Origin of the sequence: Iocasia fonsfrigidae (genome assembly GCF_017751145.1) — a bacterium.
Classification (GTDB): Bacteria; Bacillota; Halanaerobiia; order Halanaerobiales; family DTU029; genus Iocasia; species Iocasia fonsfrigidae.
In genome coordinates, this window is record NZ_CP046640.1 from 1756400 (window position 1) to 1772667 (window position 16268).

15 protein-coding genes are annotated in these 16268 nt (G+C 35.2%); all 15 read left to right on the forward strand.

Going from position 1 to position 16268, the window contains the following annotated elements; genetic code table 11:
• Nucleotides 1–58: 58 nt before the first annotated feature.
• The 15 genes from yajC (at nt 59) to hisS (ending at nt 16252) form a co-directional block, all read left to right on the forward strand.
• Entirely contained in the window at nt 59–370 is a 312-nt protein-coding gene (gene yajC, locus GM661_RS08375) for a preprotein translocase subunit YajC (protein ID WP_230869595.1), read from the forward strand.
• A gap of 20 nt (nt 371–390) precedes the next feature.
• Nucleotides 391–927: a signal peptidase I gene (gene lepB, locus GM661_RS08380; RefSeq protein ID WP_125989891.1), complete on the forward strand. Its 537-nt coding sequence runs from the start codon at nt 391–393 to the stop codon at nt 925–927.
• Between the two features lie 20 nt (nt 928–947).
• Entirely contained in the window at nt 948–2165 is a 1218-nt protein-coding gene (gene secD, locus GM661_RS08385) for a protein translocase subunit SecD (protein WP_230869596.1), read from the forward strand.
• Nucleotides 2166–2169: 4 nt separating this feature from the next.
• Nucleotides 2170–3036: a protein translocase subunit SecF gene (gene secF / locus GM661_RS08390; protein WP_230869597.1), complete on the forward strand. Its 867-nt coding sequence runs from the start codon at nt 2170–2172 to the stop codon at nt 3034–3036.
• Between the two features lie 349 nt (nt 3037–3385).
• Nucleotides 3386–5062 carry an ABC1 kinase family protein gene (locus GM661_RS08395; protein WP_230869598.1) on the forward strand — a complete coding sequence of 559 codons (1677 nt, stop codon included), beginning with the start codon at nt 3386–3388 and terminating at the stop codon, nt 5060–5062.
• Between the two features lie 24 nt (nt 5063–5086).
• Entirely contained in the window at nt 5087–6151 is a 1065-nt protein-coding gene (gene hisC / locus GM661_RS08400; protein ID WP_230869599.1) for a histidinol-phosphate transaminase, read from the forward strand.
• Nucleotides 6151–6498: a LapA family protein gene (locus GM661_RS08405; RefSeq protein WP_125989901.1), complete on the forward strand. Its 348-nt coding sequence runs from the start codon at nt 6151–6153 to the stop codon at nt 6496–6498. Before hisC ends, GM661_RS08405 begins: the two co-directional genes overlap by 1 nt.
• An 89-nt stretch (nt 6499–6587) precedes the next feature.
• On the forward strand, nt 6588–7124 hold the full coding sequence (locus tag GM661_RS08410; protein WP_230869600.1) for a tryptophan transporter: 537 nt from the start codon (nt 6588–6590) through the stop codon (nt 7122–7124).
• Nucleotides 7125–7246: 122 nt separating this feature from the next.
• Nucleotides 7247–9727: a single-stranded-DNA-specific exonuclease RecJ gene (gene recJ / locus GM661_RS08415; RefSeq protein WP_230869601.1), complete on the forward strand. Its 2481-nt coding sequence runs from the start codon at nt 7247–7249 to the stop codon at nt 9725–9727.
• Nucleotides 9717–10229: an adenine phosphoribosyltransferase gene (locus GM661_RS08420; RefSeq protein WP_230869602.1), complete on the forward strand. Its 513-nt coding sequence runs from the start codon at nt 9717–9719 to the stop codon at nt 10227–10229. The genes recJ and GM661_RS08420 overlap by 11 nt, the downstream gene beginning before the upstream one ends.
• Nucleotides 10230–10241: 12 nt before the next feature.
• The gene (locus GM661_RS08425; RefSeq protein ID WP_230869603.1) at nt 10242–12398 is read left to right on the forward strand and encodes a RelA/SpoT family protein; all 2157 of its coding nucleotides are present in this window, start codon (nt 10242–10244) and stop codon (nt 12396–12398) included.
• Between the two features lie 12 nt (nt 12399–12410).
• Nucleotides 12411–12860 carry a D-aminoacyl-tRNA deacylase gene (dtd, locus tag GM661_RS08430; RefSeq protein WP_230869604.1) on the forward strand — a complete coding sequence of 150 codons (450 nt, stop codon included), beginning with the start codon at nt 12411–12413 and terminating at the stop codon, nt 12858–12860.
• Between the two features lie 18 nt (nt 12861–12878).
• Nucleotides 12879–13481: an MBL fold metallo-hydrolase gene (locus tag GM661_RS08435; protein ID WP_230869605.1), complete on the forward strand. Its 603-nt coding sequence runs from the start codon at nt 12879–12881 to the stop codon at nt 13479–13481.
• Nucleotides 13482–13557: 76 nt separating this feature from the next.
• Entirely contained in the window at nt 13558–14985 is a 1428-nt protein-coding gene (locus GM661_RS08440) for a SurA N-terminal domain-containing protein (RefSeq protein ID WP_230869606.1), read from the forward strand.
• 13 nt (nt 14986–14998) lie between these two features.
• Nucleotides 14999–16252, forward strand: coding sequence for a histidine--tRNA ligase (hisS, locus tag GM661_RS08445; RefSeq protein ID WP_230869607.1), 1254 nt, complete (start codon nt 14999–15001; stop codon nt 16250–16252).
• Nucleotides 16253–16268 lie beyond the last annotated feature (16 nt).

Sequence of the window (16268 nt, forward strand, 5' to 3'; positions counted from 1 at the left end):
TAATGAATAGTGGAGTTTTACCTTTAAGGTACAAAAATAAAATATAGGAGGAATTTTCATGGAAGTTTTAGTGAGTATTTTACCCTTTGTCGTAATCTTTGGTGTCTTCTGGTTCTTTTTAATCAGGCCGCAGCAGAAAAAACAAAAAGAACATCAAGGAATGGTTAATAATTTACAGCCAGGTGATAATATTATTACTATTGGTGGAATTAAGGGCAAGATAGTAAAAATCAAAGGTGATAATATCAGGTTAAGGGTATCATCTAATGTAGATATTGATGTTATAAAACAGAGTATTGGTCGTATGAATCCAGAGTTTGATAAGATTGAGGAAAATAAAGAAGAAAAAGAGGAGTCTGCTGAGAATTAATATATAGTTGGGGTGAAGTCATGATTGATAGTGGAGATATTAAGGAGTTTTTACAATCGTTAGTGATTGCAGCCATACTGGCTTTTTTTATAATTACTTTTATTGCACAATCTTTTGTAGTAGATGGTCAATCTATGGAACCTACCCTACATGATGGAGAGAGGTTGTTTGTCAATAAGTTTATTTATCGTTTTCATCCACCGGAAAGATTGGATATTATTGTTTTTAAACCTCATGGTGCTCCCAGGAATAAGTTTATCAAACGGGTAATTGGTTTGCCTGGTGAAACAATATATATACATAATGGTAGGACATTTGTTGATGGTGAACCCCTTAAAGAGGATTATATTAACGAAAAAATGCAGGGGGAATATGGACCATATCAGGTGCCAGAGGGTCATGTTTTTGTAATGGGGGATAATAGAAATCATAGTGCTGATAGTCGTATACCCTCATATGTAGGTTATGTAGATTATAAATCAATTTCTGGTAAAGCCTTCTGGGTCTACTGGCCATTAAATAAGATGAGAGTTATTAGGCATAAGGAAAATACATAGTTAGGGGGATATACTAAATCATGAGGTATAAACAAAAAAGAATTTTAAAACTTGTTTTTATTGTAGCCATTATTCTTTTTTCTTATTTTTTATATCACTTTTATGGTATAAACCTGGGCCTTGATCTTGAGGGTGGTTCTCATATTGTGCTACAGGCTGAACCAACTGAACAACGAGAGATCAGTGATGAGGTAATGAAGGTGATCAGTAATATTATTGAGCGCCGGGTTAATCAGATGGGACTAGCAGAGGCTCTAATCCAACGAGAAGGTAGAGATAGGGTAATTGTTGGTTTGCCTGCTGTTGATAATCCCAATGAGGCAATAAAAACAATCGGTAGAACAGCTGTCTTAACCTTTAGGAATGCCCAGGGGGATGTTTTGATGACAGGTGATGCTATAAAAAGTGCTAAGGCTGGTTATGGTGGGGCATTTAGAGAACCTGTGGTGAATTTTGAACTAACTCCTGATGGTTCTAAAAAGTTTGAGGCTATAACTAGACAATATTTGGGACAGCATATTGCTATTTATCTTGATGATGAGGAATTGATGAATCCTGTTGTTAATGAAGTAATAAGGGGTAGTGGAAGTATTTCTGGAAACTATAAAAGTGTTGAAGAGGCGCAAAATGATGCTGTTTTAATAACTGAAGGGGCTTTGCCTGTACCCGTCAAGGTTGTACAATCACGTATTGTAGGGCCAACACTTGGAAAAATTTCTATTCAAAAGAGTATAACTGCAGGTTTGTTTGGTTTATTACTTGTAGGAATTTATATGCTTATCTATTATCGTTTTCCTGGTTTACTAGCTGCTGTTATTCTGGCTATCTACGGGCTTATACTATTGGGAACTCTTGCTGGACTGGGGGCAACACTGACTTTACCTGGTATAGCTGGTTTGATTTTATCAATTGGTATGGCAGTTGATGCAAATATCATTATCTTTGAGCGGATCAAGGATGAACGCAGGAGTGGTAAAACACTCAAGGCCTCAATAGATGCTGGTTTTAAACGGGCATATACTACCATTATTGATGCAAATGTAACTACAATAATTACAGCTTTAATCCTGGCTTATTTCACCAGTGGTACTGTACGTGGGTTTGCTGTTACACTGGGTATAGGTGTTATTGTTAGTATGTTTACTGCCTTTTTTGTTACCAGGAATGTAATAGATTTATTTGCTGATACCAAACTCCTTAATAGTGGGGCTGCATTCGGCTTGAAAGGGAGGAAATAGTATAATGAATATACTTGGAAAAAGAAAAATATGGTATACAATTTCTCTAGTTATTCTAATAATTGGCTTATTATTTATCTCTTTTAAGGGAATGAATTTTGGGCTTGATTTCAGAGGTGGAACCCTACTGGAGTTTAAATTTGATCAAGAGGTAAGTAATGAGGAGGTTAGAACCCTCCTGGCAGATACTGGACTAATTGAAGGGGCTAAAGTACAGCAAACAGCTGAAGAGGGGATCAACGGGGTTCTGATTAGAACAAAAGAATTAAGCCCTGAACAGATTACTGAAATTCAGGATATTTTAAGTCAAGCATATCCTTCAACAGAGGTATTAAGAACTGATATGGTAGGTCCTTTAATCGGTCAGGAATTAAGGGTAAAGGCATTATTGGCTTTATTATTTGCTTCAATTGCTATAATAATCTATATAAGCATTCGTTTTGAGTTTCGTTTTGCAGTAGTTGCTATTTTAACACTCTTACATGATGTTTTTATTACTTTAGGGGTTTTTGCGGTTATTGGTAGAGAGATTAATACAGCCTTTGTGGCTGCCTTATTAACAATTATTGGTTATTCAATAAATGATACTATAGTTATTTTTGATAGAATAAGGGAAAATATGAAATACTATCAGCGGAAGATGTCTTTTGTTGAACTGGCTAACAAGGCGGTAATTGATACACTTCCTAGATCAATTAATACTTCAATCACTACCTTGATTACTATTCTGGCTGTGTATTTCTTTGGTGGTGCTTCTATTAAAACATTTATGCTGGCATTATTTGTAGGAATGTTTGCTGGTACTTATTCATCTATCTTTATAGCAAGCCCATTACTGGTAACCTGGCAAGATAAAATATCTGTTAAGTAGGAGATAGGATAACCCCCTTGCTTAAAAATAGGGGGTTTTTATATTTTCATTATAATGTGGAATGACTTTGAAGACTGACCAATATATTTACTTCCCTTGTCGTGTACTACGGCTCACTGACTCTTCTTTTTATTACGCATGGTCGAGTCAGCATCAGGTCATCGAGACCAAGCTCCTGCCTTCGTTTACTGTCGAGAAATTGTCTTTCGGCGTCCATGCCTCCAGACAATTTCTAGAGTCGTCCAGTAAATATATTGGTCTGTTTTATGATAAGTAGTTAACTTTGAGTAAGAATTATTATAAACTTCTTGATTAAATCTGGATGTTCTAAAAGAGGAGTAGACATTTTATGGTTTTTAACTTACCTAAACAATATCAACATTTCCAGAGATATCGAAAGATTACCCAGATTTTATTGAAGAATGGATTGGGGATATTAGTAGACTGGTTAGAATTAGATAAATACCTTCCGTTTAAAGAAAGATTGAATAGGGATGAAAACAGCTTAAATAAAAAGAGTTTTGCTGCCAGGGTAAGACAGGTATTACAGGAACTGGGTCCTACTTATATTAAATTCGGACAGCTTTTAAGTACCAGGGCTGATATTTTACCGCCTGTTTATATTAAGGAATTAAGAAAACTGCAGGATAAGGCAGAACACCTTTCTTTTTCAGATATGGAAAGGGTTTTGATCGAAGAACTGGGTGATCATTATCAGGAAAAATTTCTTGAAATAAATAAAAAACCTCAGGCTACAGCATCAATTGCCCAGACCCACCGGGCAAAATTAAAAGACGGCAGTGATGTGATTTTAAAGATACAGAGACCAGGTATTGAAAAATCAATCAAAACAGATCTGCAAATTCTGGCCAATCTAGCTGGCCTCGCTACAGAAAAAGGGCTTTTTCCACCTTTCTTCAAGACAGATAGATTAATAAACGAGTTTAAGGAGAGTTTGCAAAAAGAACTTGATTTTAAACGGGAACTTTCTAATATGAATAAATTTGCAGCTAATTTTGGGCAAAATGAGTTTGTAATAATACCTACCGTTTATGAAGAACTTTCCGGTAAAAAACTCCTTGTCCTTGAAGAAATTAAGGGTATTAAATTGAGTGAAATTGATGAACTACTTAACCCTGATATAGATGCTGCATTTATAGCTGAGATAGGTGCTAAAGCTTTAATGCAGCAGATATTGCTCGACGGATTTTTTCATGCAGATCCACACCCGGGTAATATTTTTATAGTTGATAGAAATAAACTGGCCTACATAGATTTTGGTTTGATGGGTCAATTGACAGCTGAAGACCGGGATAAGATGGGAATATTGTTTGTGGCAGTACTTAAAAAGGATATTGATATAGTAGTTGATATCTTGATAGATATTGGTGACCTTGATCCTAATCTAAATATAAGGAAATTTAAACTTGAAATTCAGGACTGGTTTAATAGGTATTATGGTGCAGAACTGGCAGAAATAGACTTTCTTGGGATTATAGATGACCTGGAAAGGTTATTATACAACCTAAAGATTAGAATGCCAGAGGAATTTTTTCTCTTATTCAGGGCGATTGCAGTAAGCCAGGGGGTTGCTTATAAATTAGATCCTAATTTTAATATAATTGAAGTGGCCAATGATTTTCTTATTGAATTATTAATTAATAGATTTCAACCCAAAAAACTTTTTAGTAGACTTCTTAATAAATTATGGGACTATCGTCATGCTACTAAAGATATTCCTGGAAGAGTAAGTAAAATTATCAATAAGGTAATTAGTGATGATTTAACAATTAATTTTAAACACAAGAATCTCGAAGGTCTTAGTAATCAACTTGATATTGTGTCAAACCGGCTGTCAATAAGTATGATTATTTCTGCTTTGATAATTGGCTCATCTATGATAATTCAGACAGATATGAAACCTGTTTTATTCGGGATCCCCCTACTGGGGTTCCTTGGTTATAGTGTAGCAGGTATTATGGGTTTATTCCTGGTTATTTCAATTTTTAAATCCGGTCGTTTTTAATGTAAGTATTAAGGAGGTATTATTTTGACTAGATTCTGGAGTGAAAAAACAAGAAGAGTAGAGCCCTACGTCCCTGGTGAACAGCCTCTTGATAAGAAGTATATTAAGCTAAATACTAATGAAAATCCCTACCCACCATCACCAGCAGTAAAAGAGGCAATAGTTTCTAATGTCAGCAAACTGAGTTTATATCCAGATCCAGATTGTACTGCTTTAAAAGAGCTTATTGCCCCAAAAGAGTCTCTTAATATAGAAAACGTTTTTATTGGGAATGGTTCAGATGAGGTTTTAGCTTTTTCCTTTATGGCTTTTTTTGATCCTGATAGTACAATATTATTTCCAGAAATAACATATAGTTTTTATCCAGTCTATAGTTCATTATTTAATATTAATTATAATTTTATATCTATGAAAAAAGATTTTACATTCCATAAAACCGATTTTTTTCAGAAAAATGATGGTATAATATTTGCGAATCCCAATGCCCCTACAGGGATTTATCTGACCCTTGACAATATTGAAGAAATACTTCTAGGAAACAGGGATAGTTTGATGATAGTTGATGAGGCTTATATAGATTTTGCTGGCGAACCTTCAGCAGTAGCTTTGATTAAAAACTATGATAACCTCTTAGTAGTTAGGACCTTTTCTAAATCACGTTCTTTAGCTGGTTTGAGAGTAGGTTATGCCCTGGGACAGCCCTCCTTGATAGAAGGGTTAGAACGGATAAAGAATTCAATTAATTCTTATACAATAGACAGGCTAGCTCTGGCTGGTGCACAGGCAGCATTAGAGGATGAGGATTATTACAAAGAGACTATTAAGATGATTATAAGGACAAGGAATAATACTGCAGATAAATTAGAGGACTATGGTTTTAAAGTGCTGCCTTCCAGTAGTAATTTTCTGTTTGTCAGCCACCCAGATTATAATGCTGAAGACCTGTTTTATGTCCTGAAAGAGAAGGGTGTTTTAGTTAGATATTTTAAGCAGAATAAAATTGATAATTACTTGAGGATTTCTGTTGGGTCAAGTGAAGAAATGAACACATTTTTAAGTGTAATTCGAGAATTATTGGAGGGATTTTAATGCAAAAAAAAATAATCTTAATATTATTATTTGCATTAGTAGTGGCGGCTTTTTCAATCCAAAACGCTGGCTCTGTTTCTATTTCAATACTTACCTGGCACTACGAGGTTTCTCTTGCTATTATTGTACTGGGTGCTATTGCCCTGGGTGTAATAATTATGGGTTTATTTTCTTCATTAAATCAATTAAGATTAAAAAAAGAAATCCGCCATCTCTCAAAAGAGAAAGAGCAGTTATCTCTTGAAAACAAACAGCTAAAGGATAGTTTAATATTGAAACAAAAAAAACAAGAGAGAGATAATCAAGTTAATGATAAGGGTAGTATTGTTGATGAAAAGGGAGAATAACGGGAAAGAAAATTGATTGCTAACTTGACAAAGTTATATAAGTAAGATAAAATTTTATTAATACCATAATAAAGGAGAGATGAGTTGAGATGAGTACTAAGGGTTTTGAGATTAGAGATTTAGCTGAGGCGGCTTTACTGGTAAGCATTGGTTTTATTCTTCATGCCTTTTTTCCGGCTATTGTTATGGGAATGAAACCTGATTTTTCACTGGCTATGATGTTTATTGTTTTAATAGTAAAAAGGGATTTAAAACTGGGGTTTCTAGTAGCATTAGCTACAGGTATTTTTACTGCACTTACAACAACTTTCCCGGGTGGACAATATGCTAATATAATTGATAAGTTAGTTACTTTTGCTGCAGTATCTGCTATTATAAGATTACTTGCTGATAGTTTGGATAATCGAATAGGAGTTGGTATTGTTACAGCAGTAGGTACTGTAATCAGTGGAGCAGTTTTCCTTGGATCAGCTGCCTTGATAACAGGATTACCAGGGCCGTTTTCTATACTATTTTATACAGTAGTACTTCCAGCGGCAGTAATTAATGCCGTAACTTCTGTAGTCTTATATATGGCCTTTACCTATAGTAGGGGTTTTGTTAGTAAAAAAGATACAAGTATATAGTATTAACTTTAAAATAAATTGTAATTTTACTCCCCTCTGCATGAAAGAGGGGGTTTTATTTTGTTCTTAAAACAACAGGAAATAGCAGTTTTGTGTTGAATAAATAATTGTGGTGATAAATTATGCAAAAGGCAATGAGGTTATATTTGAGTGATGAATATAATCAAGAACTTAAGTTAGATCCATTATTGGTTCAGATACTGGCCAAACGAGGTATAAATAATGAAGATGCGGTTCAAAGATTTCTTTATAATGGACTTGATGATTTATTTGATCCATTAGGAATGAAAGGTATTAAGAAGGCTGTCCAGAGAATACTAAAAGCCATTAATAATAAGGAAAGAATTATTGTTTTTGGTGATTATGATGTTGATGGGATTACATCTACTGCCTTATTAAATCTCTATTTTAAAAAGAAGTTTAATACAGTTGTCGATTATTATTTGCCTAACCGACACAAAGAAGGTTATGGTCTTAATCTTCCGGCTGTAAAATCCTTTGTAGAAGATAATTATGATTTGTTAATAACTGTTGATTGCGGTATTACAGCGGTTAAAGAGGTGGCTTATGGGATGGATAACGGTTTAGATGTTATTGTCACTGATCATCACCAGCCAGGTGAAGAGCTTCCGGAGGCGGTTAGTGTAGTAGATCCCTATCAACAAGATGACCCCTATCCTTTTAAATCACTGGCCGGTGTTGGGGTGGCTTTTAAATTATGCCAGAGTCTTGAGTTTTTATCTTCTGGTCAAAGAATTAATGAAACTCTGAAAAATTTAATGGATATTGTAAGTCTGGGAACAGTAGCTGATATTGTGCCCTTGCTGGAAGAGAACAGGATAATAGTCAAAAAAGGTCTTTTATTAATGGAAGATAGCAAAAATATTGGTCTGAGGGCTTTAATAGATAGAGTTGGATTAAAAGGTAGGAGCTTAACACCTGGTCAGATAGCCTACATTATTGCCCCGCCATTAAATGCTGCTGGCAGGGTAGAGGATCCGGAGTTGGGTATAAAACTTTTGATTACAGATGATATTAATGAGGCAGAAGAGATAGCTGACAGACTTGTTCAATTAAATAGTGAACGCCAAAAAATAGAGGGAGATATACTCAAGGAAGCTGTCAATATGGTAGAGGAGGAAATAGATCTCAAGAAAGAAAAGGCAATTGTTCTTCATTCTACCGACTGGCATCATGGTGTTATTGGAATAGTTGCCTCAAAACTGGTGGAACGTTACTACAGACCAACTATTTTAGTTGCCTGTGATGAGGGGATAGGTCGGGGTTCATGCCGTAGTATAAAGGGTTTAAATATTTATCAGGCCTTAAGTAATTCCTCTGATTATCTTGAGGAATATGGAGGGCATGCTATGGCTGCTGGTATTACTATTAAACAGGATGATATAGTTAAATTTAGAATGGGATTTAATGATTATCTGGATAGTATTTTAGATGATGAAGACCTTATTCCAGAATTAAATGTAGATGCTTTACTAACTGGGGATGAAATCAATAAAGAATTATATAATAAACTAAAAATACTTGAGCCCTATGGTGTAGCTAATCCGAGGCCCAGGTTTCTTATTAACAGGGTTGAATTAGACAAACTGTATCAGGTTGGCAAAAGTAAGCAGCACCTCAAGTTTACTCTTAGTAATGGGGTAGAAGGGATTGGTTTTGGCTTTGGCAGTATTTTGCCTGATTTAAAGGGTAAAAAAGTAGATTTGGCCTGTCAAATTGATATAAATAGATGGCAGGATAAGGAAAAAATACAAGTAAATCTCGAAGGGTTTAGTATCAGGGAGAAAGCAAGCCATTATCCAGTTAGTTTTGAATCAGGCAACTGGGAGATAATAGATAAGAGAAACTGTCTTGAAGTCTTTGATTACCTCAATAACCTCCTGTTTGAGCAGAGAAAGGTCGCTGTTTTTTTAAATAATTCACAACTTTGTAGAAAATATATAAAAAGGCTTGCAGATGTAAAGGTATTTTCAGCTGGCAGCAAAAAAGAAGTAGATAACTTTAAGAGGCATGATTCTGGCAGTATTTTGTTTTTTAATAATCTTAAAAACCTTGAAAATATCAGAATAAGTGATCTTGTATTTATTTCCCTGCCATTTTCTATGGGGGAGATGGCTAATATAATTAAAAATTTTATTTTTAAGAAAAGAGTAATACATCTGCTTTATGGTCAGCGGGAATATGACATAAATAATAAAATTATTAAAAATAGACTGCCTGTTGATAAATACCTGAGAAAACTGTATTTGTATTTAAGGTCATTTGCTTGCCAGGAAATTTATATTGAAGACCTTAATAAGGCTATTGTACAAAATGAAAGTATATCAACTAATAAAATATTATTGAGTAAAGGGATTACTATCTTATCTGAAATAGGATTATTGAAGAAAAAGAATGGAAAGCTTACTCTATTACCGATTTCTGGGGAAAAATTGGACTTATCTGATTCGATAAGTTATAATAATAATATTGATATTATAGAAAAGTTCAGGTTGTTTTCCAATCTAGCATTTAATGATAATGTTTTTAAGTTAGTATATTATTTAAAAGAATATATTGGGGGGAATAGCAATGAATCTTAAGGAGACAATCAGGAATATACCTGATTTCCCTAAAGAAGGTGTAATTTTCAAAGATATTACTACTATGCTCAAGGATCCTGCTGCTTTTAAAGAAGCTATTGATCACATGGCAGAAAAATACAAGGATTGTGATATAGATTATGTAGTAGGTATTGAAGCCAGGGGATTTATTTTAGGTGCACCAATAGCCCTGGCTCTTAATAAGGGTTTTATCCCTGTTAGAAAGCCAGGCAAACTACCTGCTGAGACAGTTGTAGCTAGCTATGAACTGGAATATGGAACTAACCAGGTTGAGATGCATCAGGATGCTATAACAGAGGGTGATAAGGTTCTGATTATAGATGATCTACTGGCTACAGGTGGTACTGTAAGTGCTGCAGTTGATTTAGTAGAAAGACTGGGTGGAGAGGTTATTGGTATAGGATTTTTGCTTGAGCTATGTTTTTTAAAAGGAAGGGATATATTAAGTAATTATGATGTGTTTTCTTTACTACAGGAATAGAGGAGAGTCTTAATGGAATTGGATGAATTGCTGAAAAAGATAGAATCATATATAGACAATCCAGATATAGAACTTATCAGAAAGGCCTATAATTTTGCAGAAAGAGCTCATAGGAGGCAGAACCGAATATCTGGGGAGCCGTTTATAGAACATCCACTGGGTGTTGCCTTAATACTGGCTGATTTAGGTCTTGATATTATTTCAATTGCCGGTGCCCTTCTTCATGATGTGGTAGAGGATACAGAGGTTACAAGTGATGAGATTGAAAGGGAGTTTGGAGGAGAAATTGCCCTGCTGGTTGATGGTGTAACCAAATTGACCAGAATAAAATTTAAATCTAAAGAGGAACATCAGGCTGAGAGTCTACGCAAAATGTTTATTGCTATGGCTGAGGATATCAGGGTGATTTTAATAAAATTAGCTGACCGGCTTCATAATATGAGAACCCTGGCTTATTTAAGGAAATATAAACAGATTCAAAAGGCTACTGAGACAATAGAGATATATGCACCACTTGCCCACCGTCTTGGTATGTCCAAAATAAAATGGGAATTGGAAGATCTTTCTTTCCGTTATTTGGATAAGGATATGTACTATGAGGTAGCCAAAAAGGTAGCTGCTAATCGTGCTGAAAGGGAAAAAGACATTAAAGATGCGATAGATTATCTGAGTAAGAAATGTGCATCCCAGGGCATAGCAGCCAATATATATGGTAGACCTAAACATCTGTATAGTATTTATCAAAAAATGAAACGCAAGGAAGTTGATTTTACTGAGATATATGATTTAACAGCAATCAGGGTTATTGTAGATTCTGTCAGGGAGTGTTATGAGGTACTGGGTATGGTTCACGAAATATGGAAACCAATTCCAGGTAGATTTAAAGACTATATAGCAATGCCTAAATCAAATATGTATCAATCCCTCCATACAACGGTAATTGGTCCTAAAGGTGATCCCCTGGAAGTACAGATCAGGACACTGGAGATGCATCGAACTGCTGAATATGGTATCGCTGCCCACTGGCGTTATAAAGAAGGGAAAACTGGTGATGAGGCCTTTGAGGAGAAACTTTCCTGGTTGAGGCAGTTACTTGAGTGGCAGAAAGATCTGCAGGAACCACAGGAATTCATGGAGGCATTAAAGATAGACCTGTTTGAAGATGAGGTTTTTGTTTTTACCCCTAAAGGAGATGTTATTTCTTTGCCCAGGGGAGCTACACCGGTTGATTTTGCTTATTATATTCATACCGAGGTAGGTCACAGTTGTGTTGGTGCAAAGGTTAATGGGAAGATTAAGCCACTGGAATACAGGTTGAAGAATGGTAATATTGTAGAAATACAGACCTCCAAAACCAGTAATGGCCCCAGCCGTGACTGGTTAAAATATGTTAAGACCTCAAAAGCTAGGAGTAAGATAAAACACTGGTTTAAACAACAGGAAAGAGACCAGATTATTCAGCGTGGTAAGGATTTGTTAGAGAAGGAATTAAAAAGACGACATATTGAACTAAAAGAACAGGAAAAACAGGAAGAGCTAGTCCGTATTGCTGGTAAAATGGGTAAAAATAATGTTGACGAATTACTTGAACTTGTTGGTTATAATCAGATTAATACCCAGCAGGTTATTAGTAGATTGAAGGCTGTTCAAGAAGATAATAATATAAAGCTTGAAGATATGAAGGGATTAACTAAAAGGGTTGTAAAAAAATCAGCTGATAAGGGTGTTAAGGTAAAGGGGATAGATGATCTGCTTGTCAGGATTTCAAAGTGTTGTAATCCGGTTCCCGGGGATGATATTACTGGTTATATAACCCGGGGTAGGGGTGTATCTATTCACCGTTGTGACTGTCCAAATTTACAGAACTTAATTGAGCATGATCAGGAAAGATTAATTAATGTTAGTTGGGATGAGGAACGTTCTGAATCCTATGAGGTTAACCTTGCTATAGAAGCAGTAAATAAAAAGGCTTTGTTAAATGATATTACTTCTCTGATAAAAGAAGAACAGATTAATTTATTATCGGTGATTGCACGTACAGATAAATATAACCGGGCACATATAAAATTAGTACTGGAATTAAGTAGTTTAGAACACATGAGGGATATAATTTCTAAATTAGGTGATATTTCAGGGATATTATCAGTTGAACGGGCCAAACCAACTTAAGGAGTTGTTTTGATGAGGGCTGTTATACAACGAGTTAAGGAAGCTAAGGTTAGTGTTGATAATACAATAATCGGGAAAATAAATACCGGTTTATTGGTCTTTCTCGGGGTTGGTGAAGGTGATAATAAAGAAGATGTTGATTATTTAGTAAAAAAGATAATAAATCTAAGGGTATTTGAAGATGTAGATGGGAAGATGAATCTGTCTGCTAAAGATACCAATAAAGAATTGTTAGTTGTTTCCCAGTTTACTTTGTATGGGGATTGTCGGCAGGGAAGGAGACCAAGTTTTTTTACTGCTGCCAGCCCTAAACAGGCTAAAAAACTATATGAATACTTTGTTTTAAGGGTTCAAGAGACAGGACTTAAAGTAGAGAGTGGACAATTTCAGGCTATGATGGATGTCGCCCTGGTAAATGATGGTCCAGTAACACTTTTACTTGATAGTAATAAACAATTTTAGATTAAGAGGTGTTATATTATGCAGGTAAAGAGGATCCCGGTAGGTTTTAATAAAACTAATTGTTACCTTATAAAATTAGTTGATACTGATGGTTTATTGGTTGACCCTGGTGGAGAAGGAGATAAGATAATTAAGGAAATAAATAATATGGATATTTCAATTAAAAAGATCATCTTAACACATGGCCATTTTGATCATATAGCTGCTTTAGCTTATCTAAGGGATAGCCTCCAGGCAGAGGTATATATTCACAAATTAGATAGTGAAATGCTAGTTGATCCTTCTAAAAATCTTTCTTCATCATTTGGTTCTGATATAGAAACAGTTCCGGCTGATCATTTATTAAAGGATGGTGATATGATTAATGGATTTAAGATAATCCATACTCCTGGACATACTCCGGGAGGGATTTGTTTATATCATAAAGAAGAAGGTATCCTTTTTAGCGGTGATACTATCTTTGCCATGGGGGTAGGGAGAACAGATTTTCCTGGTTCCAGTACTAAGGATTTACAGAATAGTATAGAACAGATCAAGAATAATTTGCCGGTAGAGACTGTTATTTACCCTGGTCATGGACCACAGACGGTTCTCGAGGATTTTATGAATTATTATGGCTAATTTTACCATACTGATATATTGACAAGTATAGTCTAATAAGATAAAATTAAAAAGAATTCTAGAAAGGAGTGGAATGATGTTAAAGAGCTTACGGAATTATAGTAAAATTATTATTATTGTTATTGTTGTTGCTATGGTTGTTACCGGTGCTTTATTAGGGTATGGCAGGTATCTTAATAAACCAGCTACAACAAAGGCTCAATCTCAATATGTTGCGCAAGTAAATGGCAGTAATATTTCTGAAGAAGAATATTATTATATTATGCAGAATCAAACTGCAGGGGCGAATTTTGAACGTTCACAGATAGTACCGTTTAAAGTAAGGGTTCTGGATTCTATAATTGAAACTGAGATACTTTTACAGGAAGCGGACAAAATGGATATCCAGTCAACTATAACTGAAGAAGATGTACAAGATTATTATGATACCTTCTTAGAAAATAATGAAATGACTGAAGAAGATTTAGTTGCGGAGCTGGGAGAAAATACGAAACTGACTGATTTTAAAGATTATATTAGGAATAGCTTGGAAAAGAATGATTTAATTAATCAGGTTATGGAAAGAAGTTATAGTAATGTTACTGTTACTGAGGATGAGGTAATTGAGGCTTATGAAACAATTCAACCCCAGGTTATTATGGTTAGGTTTGGCGAAGATAAAGATGCAGCCAGAGCTAAAATAGAAGAAGCCTATGCTGAGCTTAAGGCAAGCAAAGATTTTGCTGGGGTGGCTGATGAATACTCTGACCTGGTTGTAGGTGAGGGTAAACTTGGTAATATAAACCGTGATAATGGTTATTTTAGTGAAGAGACTAGTAATGAATTGTTTAATCTGGACAAGGGTGTTGTCAGCGATATTATTACTGATGATAAGGCCTATTATATTGTTAAGGTATTAGATAAGAAACTGGCTGAGGGAGAAGATTATCAGGCAGAAAAAGAAGAAATAAAAGAACAATTGTTAAAGAGCAAACAAAATAAGGCTTTTGCTAACTGGCTTGAAAGTGTTAAGGCTGAAAGCGATATCCAGATAAATGATCCACAATTAAGTGGATATAAATATTTATCACAGGGGAATTATCAAAAGGCTGTTGAACAACTTGAACTTGCTCTGAAGACTTATCCTGTACCAATGACCTATCTATATCTTGCTGAGGCTTATAAGGCTAATTCAATGATAGATAAGGCTGATGAGACATATAAAAAGGCTGTTGAGGCCTTCCCTGAAGATTGGGAACTAAATCTTTTATATGGTAATTTTCTTGCCGGGAGAGATGAAGTAGAGACTGAAGATGCCTTAGCTAAAATTGATGCAGCATCAAAACTAGCTGGTGATGATATAATGGCCCATTATAGGGTTTTTATGGTTTACAGCCAGTTAGGTGCAGATGAAAAGGCTGATGAAGAGGCAGCAATAATAAAGGAAATACAGGAAAAAATAAAAGCTGAACAGGAAGAAAATATTGAATCATCAACTGATGATAATGATACAACTAATGAATAATAAGGGTGATTAGATGAAACTTAAAGCACCACGGGGGACAAATGATATTTTGCCCCCCGTTTCTTTACAATGGCAGTATATTGAAGACTTAACAAAAAAAATACTACATAACTATAATTATCATGAGATCAGGACCCCTATTTTTGAATATACAGAATTATTTCAAAGGGGTATTGGTGAAGTGACAGATATTGTGGAAAAAGAGATGTATAGCTTTACAGATAAGGGTGGTAGGGGTATAACTCTTCGACCAGAAGGAACTGCTTCTGTTGTCAGGTCTTTTATGGAAAATAAGGTATATGGCCAGGCACAACCAACAAAGTATTATTATCTTGGACCTATGTTCCGCTATGAAAGACCGCAAGCAGGTAGATTTCGTCAGTTTCATCAGTTGGGGATAGAGGCCTTTGGTTCCAATGACCCGGCACTTGATGCTGAAGTAATAGCCTTGGGACTTAATATATTAAAAAAACTTGGTTTAAATAACTTAGAGGTATATCTAAATAGTATTGGCTGTCCTGAATGCCGTGTTAAGTATATAGATAAGCTGAAGGCATATTTATTAAAATATGAGGATGAACTCTGTTCTGACTGCCAGCGCAGGTTACAACGTAATCCTTTTCGTATCTTGGACTGTAAGATAGATAATGAGATTATTAAAGAAGCACCTATAATTACAGATTATCTCTGTGAGGAATGTAATCAGCATTTTAATATGGTAAAAAAATACCTTGATTCTATTGAGGTTAAATATATAGTAGAGCCAACCCTGGTAAGGGGTCTTGATTATTACACTAATACTGCCTTTGAGGTTAAATATACTGGACTTGGCGCCCAGGATACTATTTTTGGTGGTGGGCGTTATAATGGGCTTGCTGAAGAGATTGGAGATAAGGCTATACCTGGCATAGGGTTTGCTATTGGTCTGGAGAGAATACTTTTGACTATTGAAAGACAGGGTATTAAACTGCCTATTGAAGAAAGCCTTGACCTCTTTATTACTACAATAGGTGAAAAGGCCAAAGAGGCTGCTTTTGGATATATATATAAACTAAGGGAAGTCGGTTTGAAGGTTGAAATGGATTACCTGGGACGAAGTGTTAAGGGGCAGATGAAATCTGCTGATCGTATGAATGCTACCTATACCATTATTATTGGTGATAATGAGCTAGATAATGGAGTTGCTACAATAAGGAATATGAAATCTGGTGAAGAGCTTGAAATAAAGCTGATAGAGATGACAGAAAAAATGCAATCAATGGTTTAGAAAGGGGAAGCTTGTT

Coding starts and splice junctions, on each gene's coding strand:
- yajC (WP_230869595.1), top strand. CDS start 59: ATGGAAGTTTTAGTGAGTATTTTACCCTTTGTCGTAATCTTTGGTGTC.
- lepB (WP_125989891.1), top strand. CDS start 391: ATGATTGATAGTGGAGATATTAAGGAGTTTTTACAATCGTTAGTGATT.
- secD (WP_230869596.1), top strand. CDS start 948: ATGAGGTATAAACAAAAAAGAATTTTAAAACTTGTTTTTATTGTAGCC.
- secF (WP_230869597.1), top strand. CDS start 2,170: ATGAATATACTTGGAAAAAGAAAAATATGGTATACAATTTCTCTAGTT.
- GM661_RS08395 (WP_230869598.1), top strand. CDS start 3,386: ATGGTTTTTAACTTACCTAAACAATATCAACATTTCCAGAGATATCGA.
- GM661_RS08405 (WP_125989901.1), top strand. CDS start 6,151: ATGCAAAAAAAAATAATCTTAATATTATTATTTGCATTAGTAGTGGCG.
- GM661_RS08410 (WP_230869600.1), top strand. CDS start 6,588: ATGAGTACTAAGGGTTTTGAGATTAGAGATTTAGCTGAGGCGGCTTTA.
- recJ (WP_230869601.1), top strand. CDS start 7,247: ATGCAAAAGGCAATGAGGTTATATTTGAGTGATGAATATAATCAAGAA.
- GM661_RS08420 (WP_230869602.1), top strand. CDS start 9,717: ATGAATCTTAAGGAGACAATCAGGAATATACCTGATTTCCCTAAAGAA.
- GM661_RS08425 (WP_230869603.1), top strand. CDS start 10,242: ATGGAATTGGATGAATTGCTGAAAAAGATAGAATCATATATAGACAAT.
- dtd (WP_230869604.1), top strand. CDS start 12,411: ATGAGGGCTGTTATACAACGAGTTAAGGAAGCTAAGGTTAGTGTTGAT.
- GM661_RS08435 (WP_230869605.1), top strand. CDS start 12,879: ATGCAGGTAAAGAGGATCCCGGTAGGTTTTAATAAAACTAATTGTTAC.
- GM661_RS08440 (WP_230869606.1), top strand. CDS start 13,558: ATGTTAAAGAGCTTACGGAATTATAGTAAAATTATTATTATTGTTATT.
- hisS (WP_230869607.1), top strand. CDS start 14,999: ATGAAACTTAAAGCACCACGGGGGACAAATGATATTTTGCCCCCCGTT.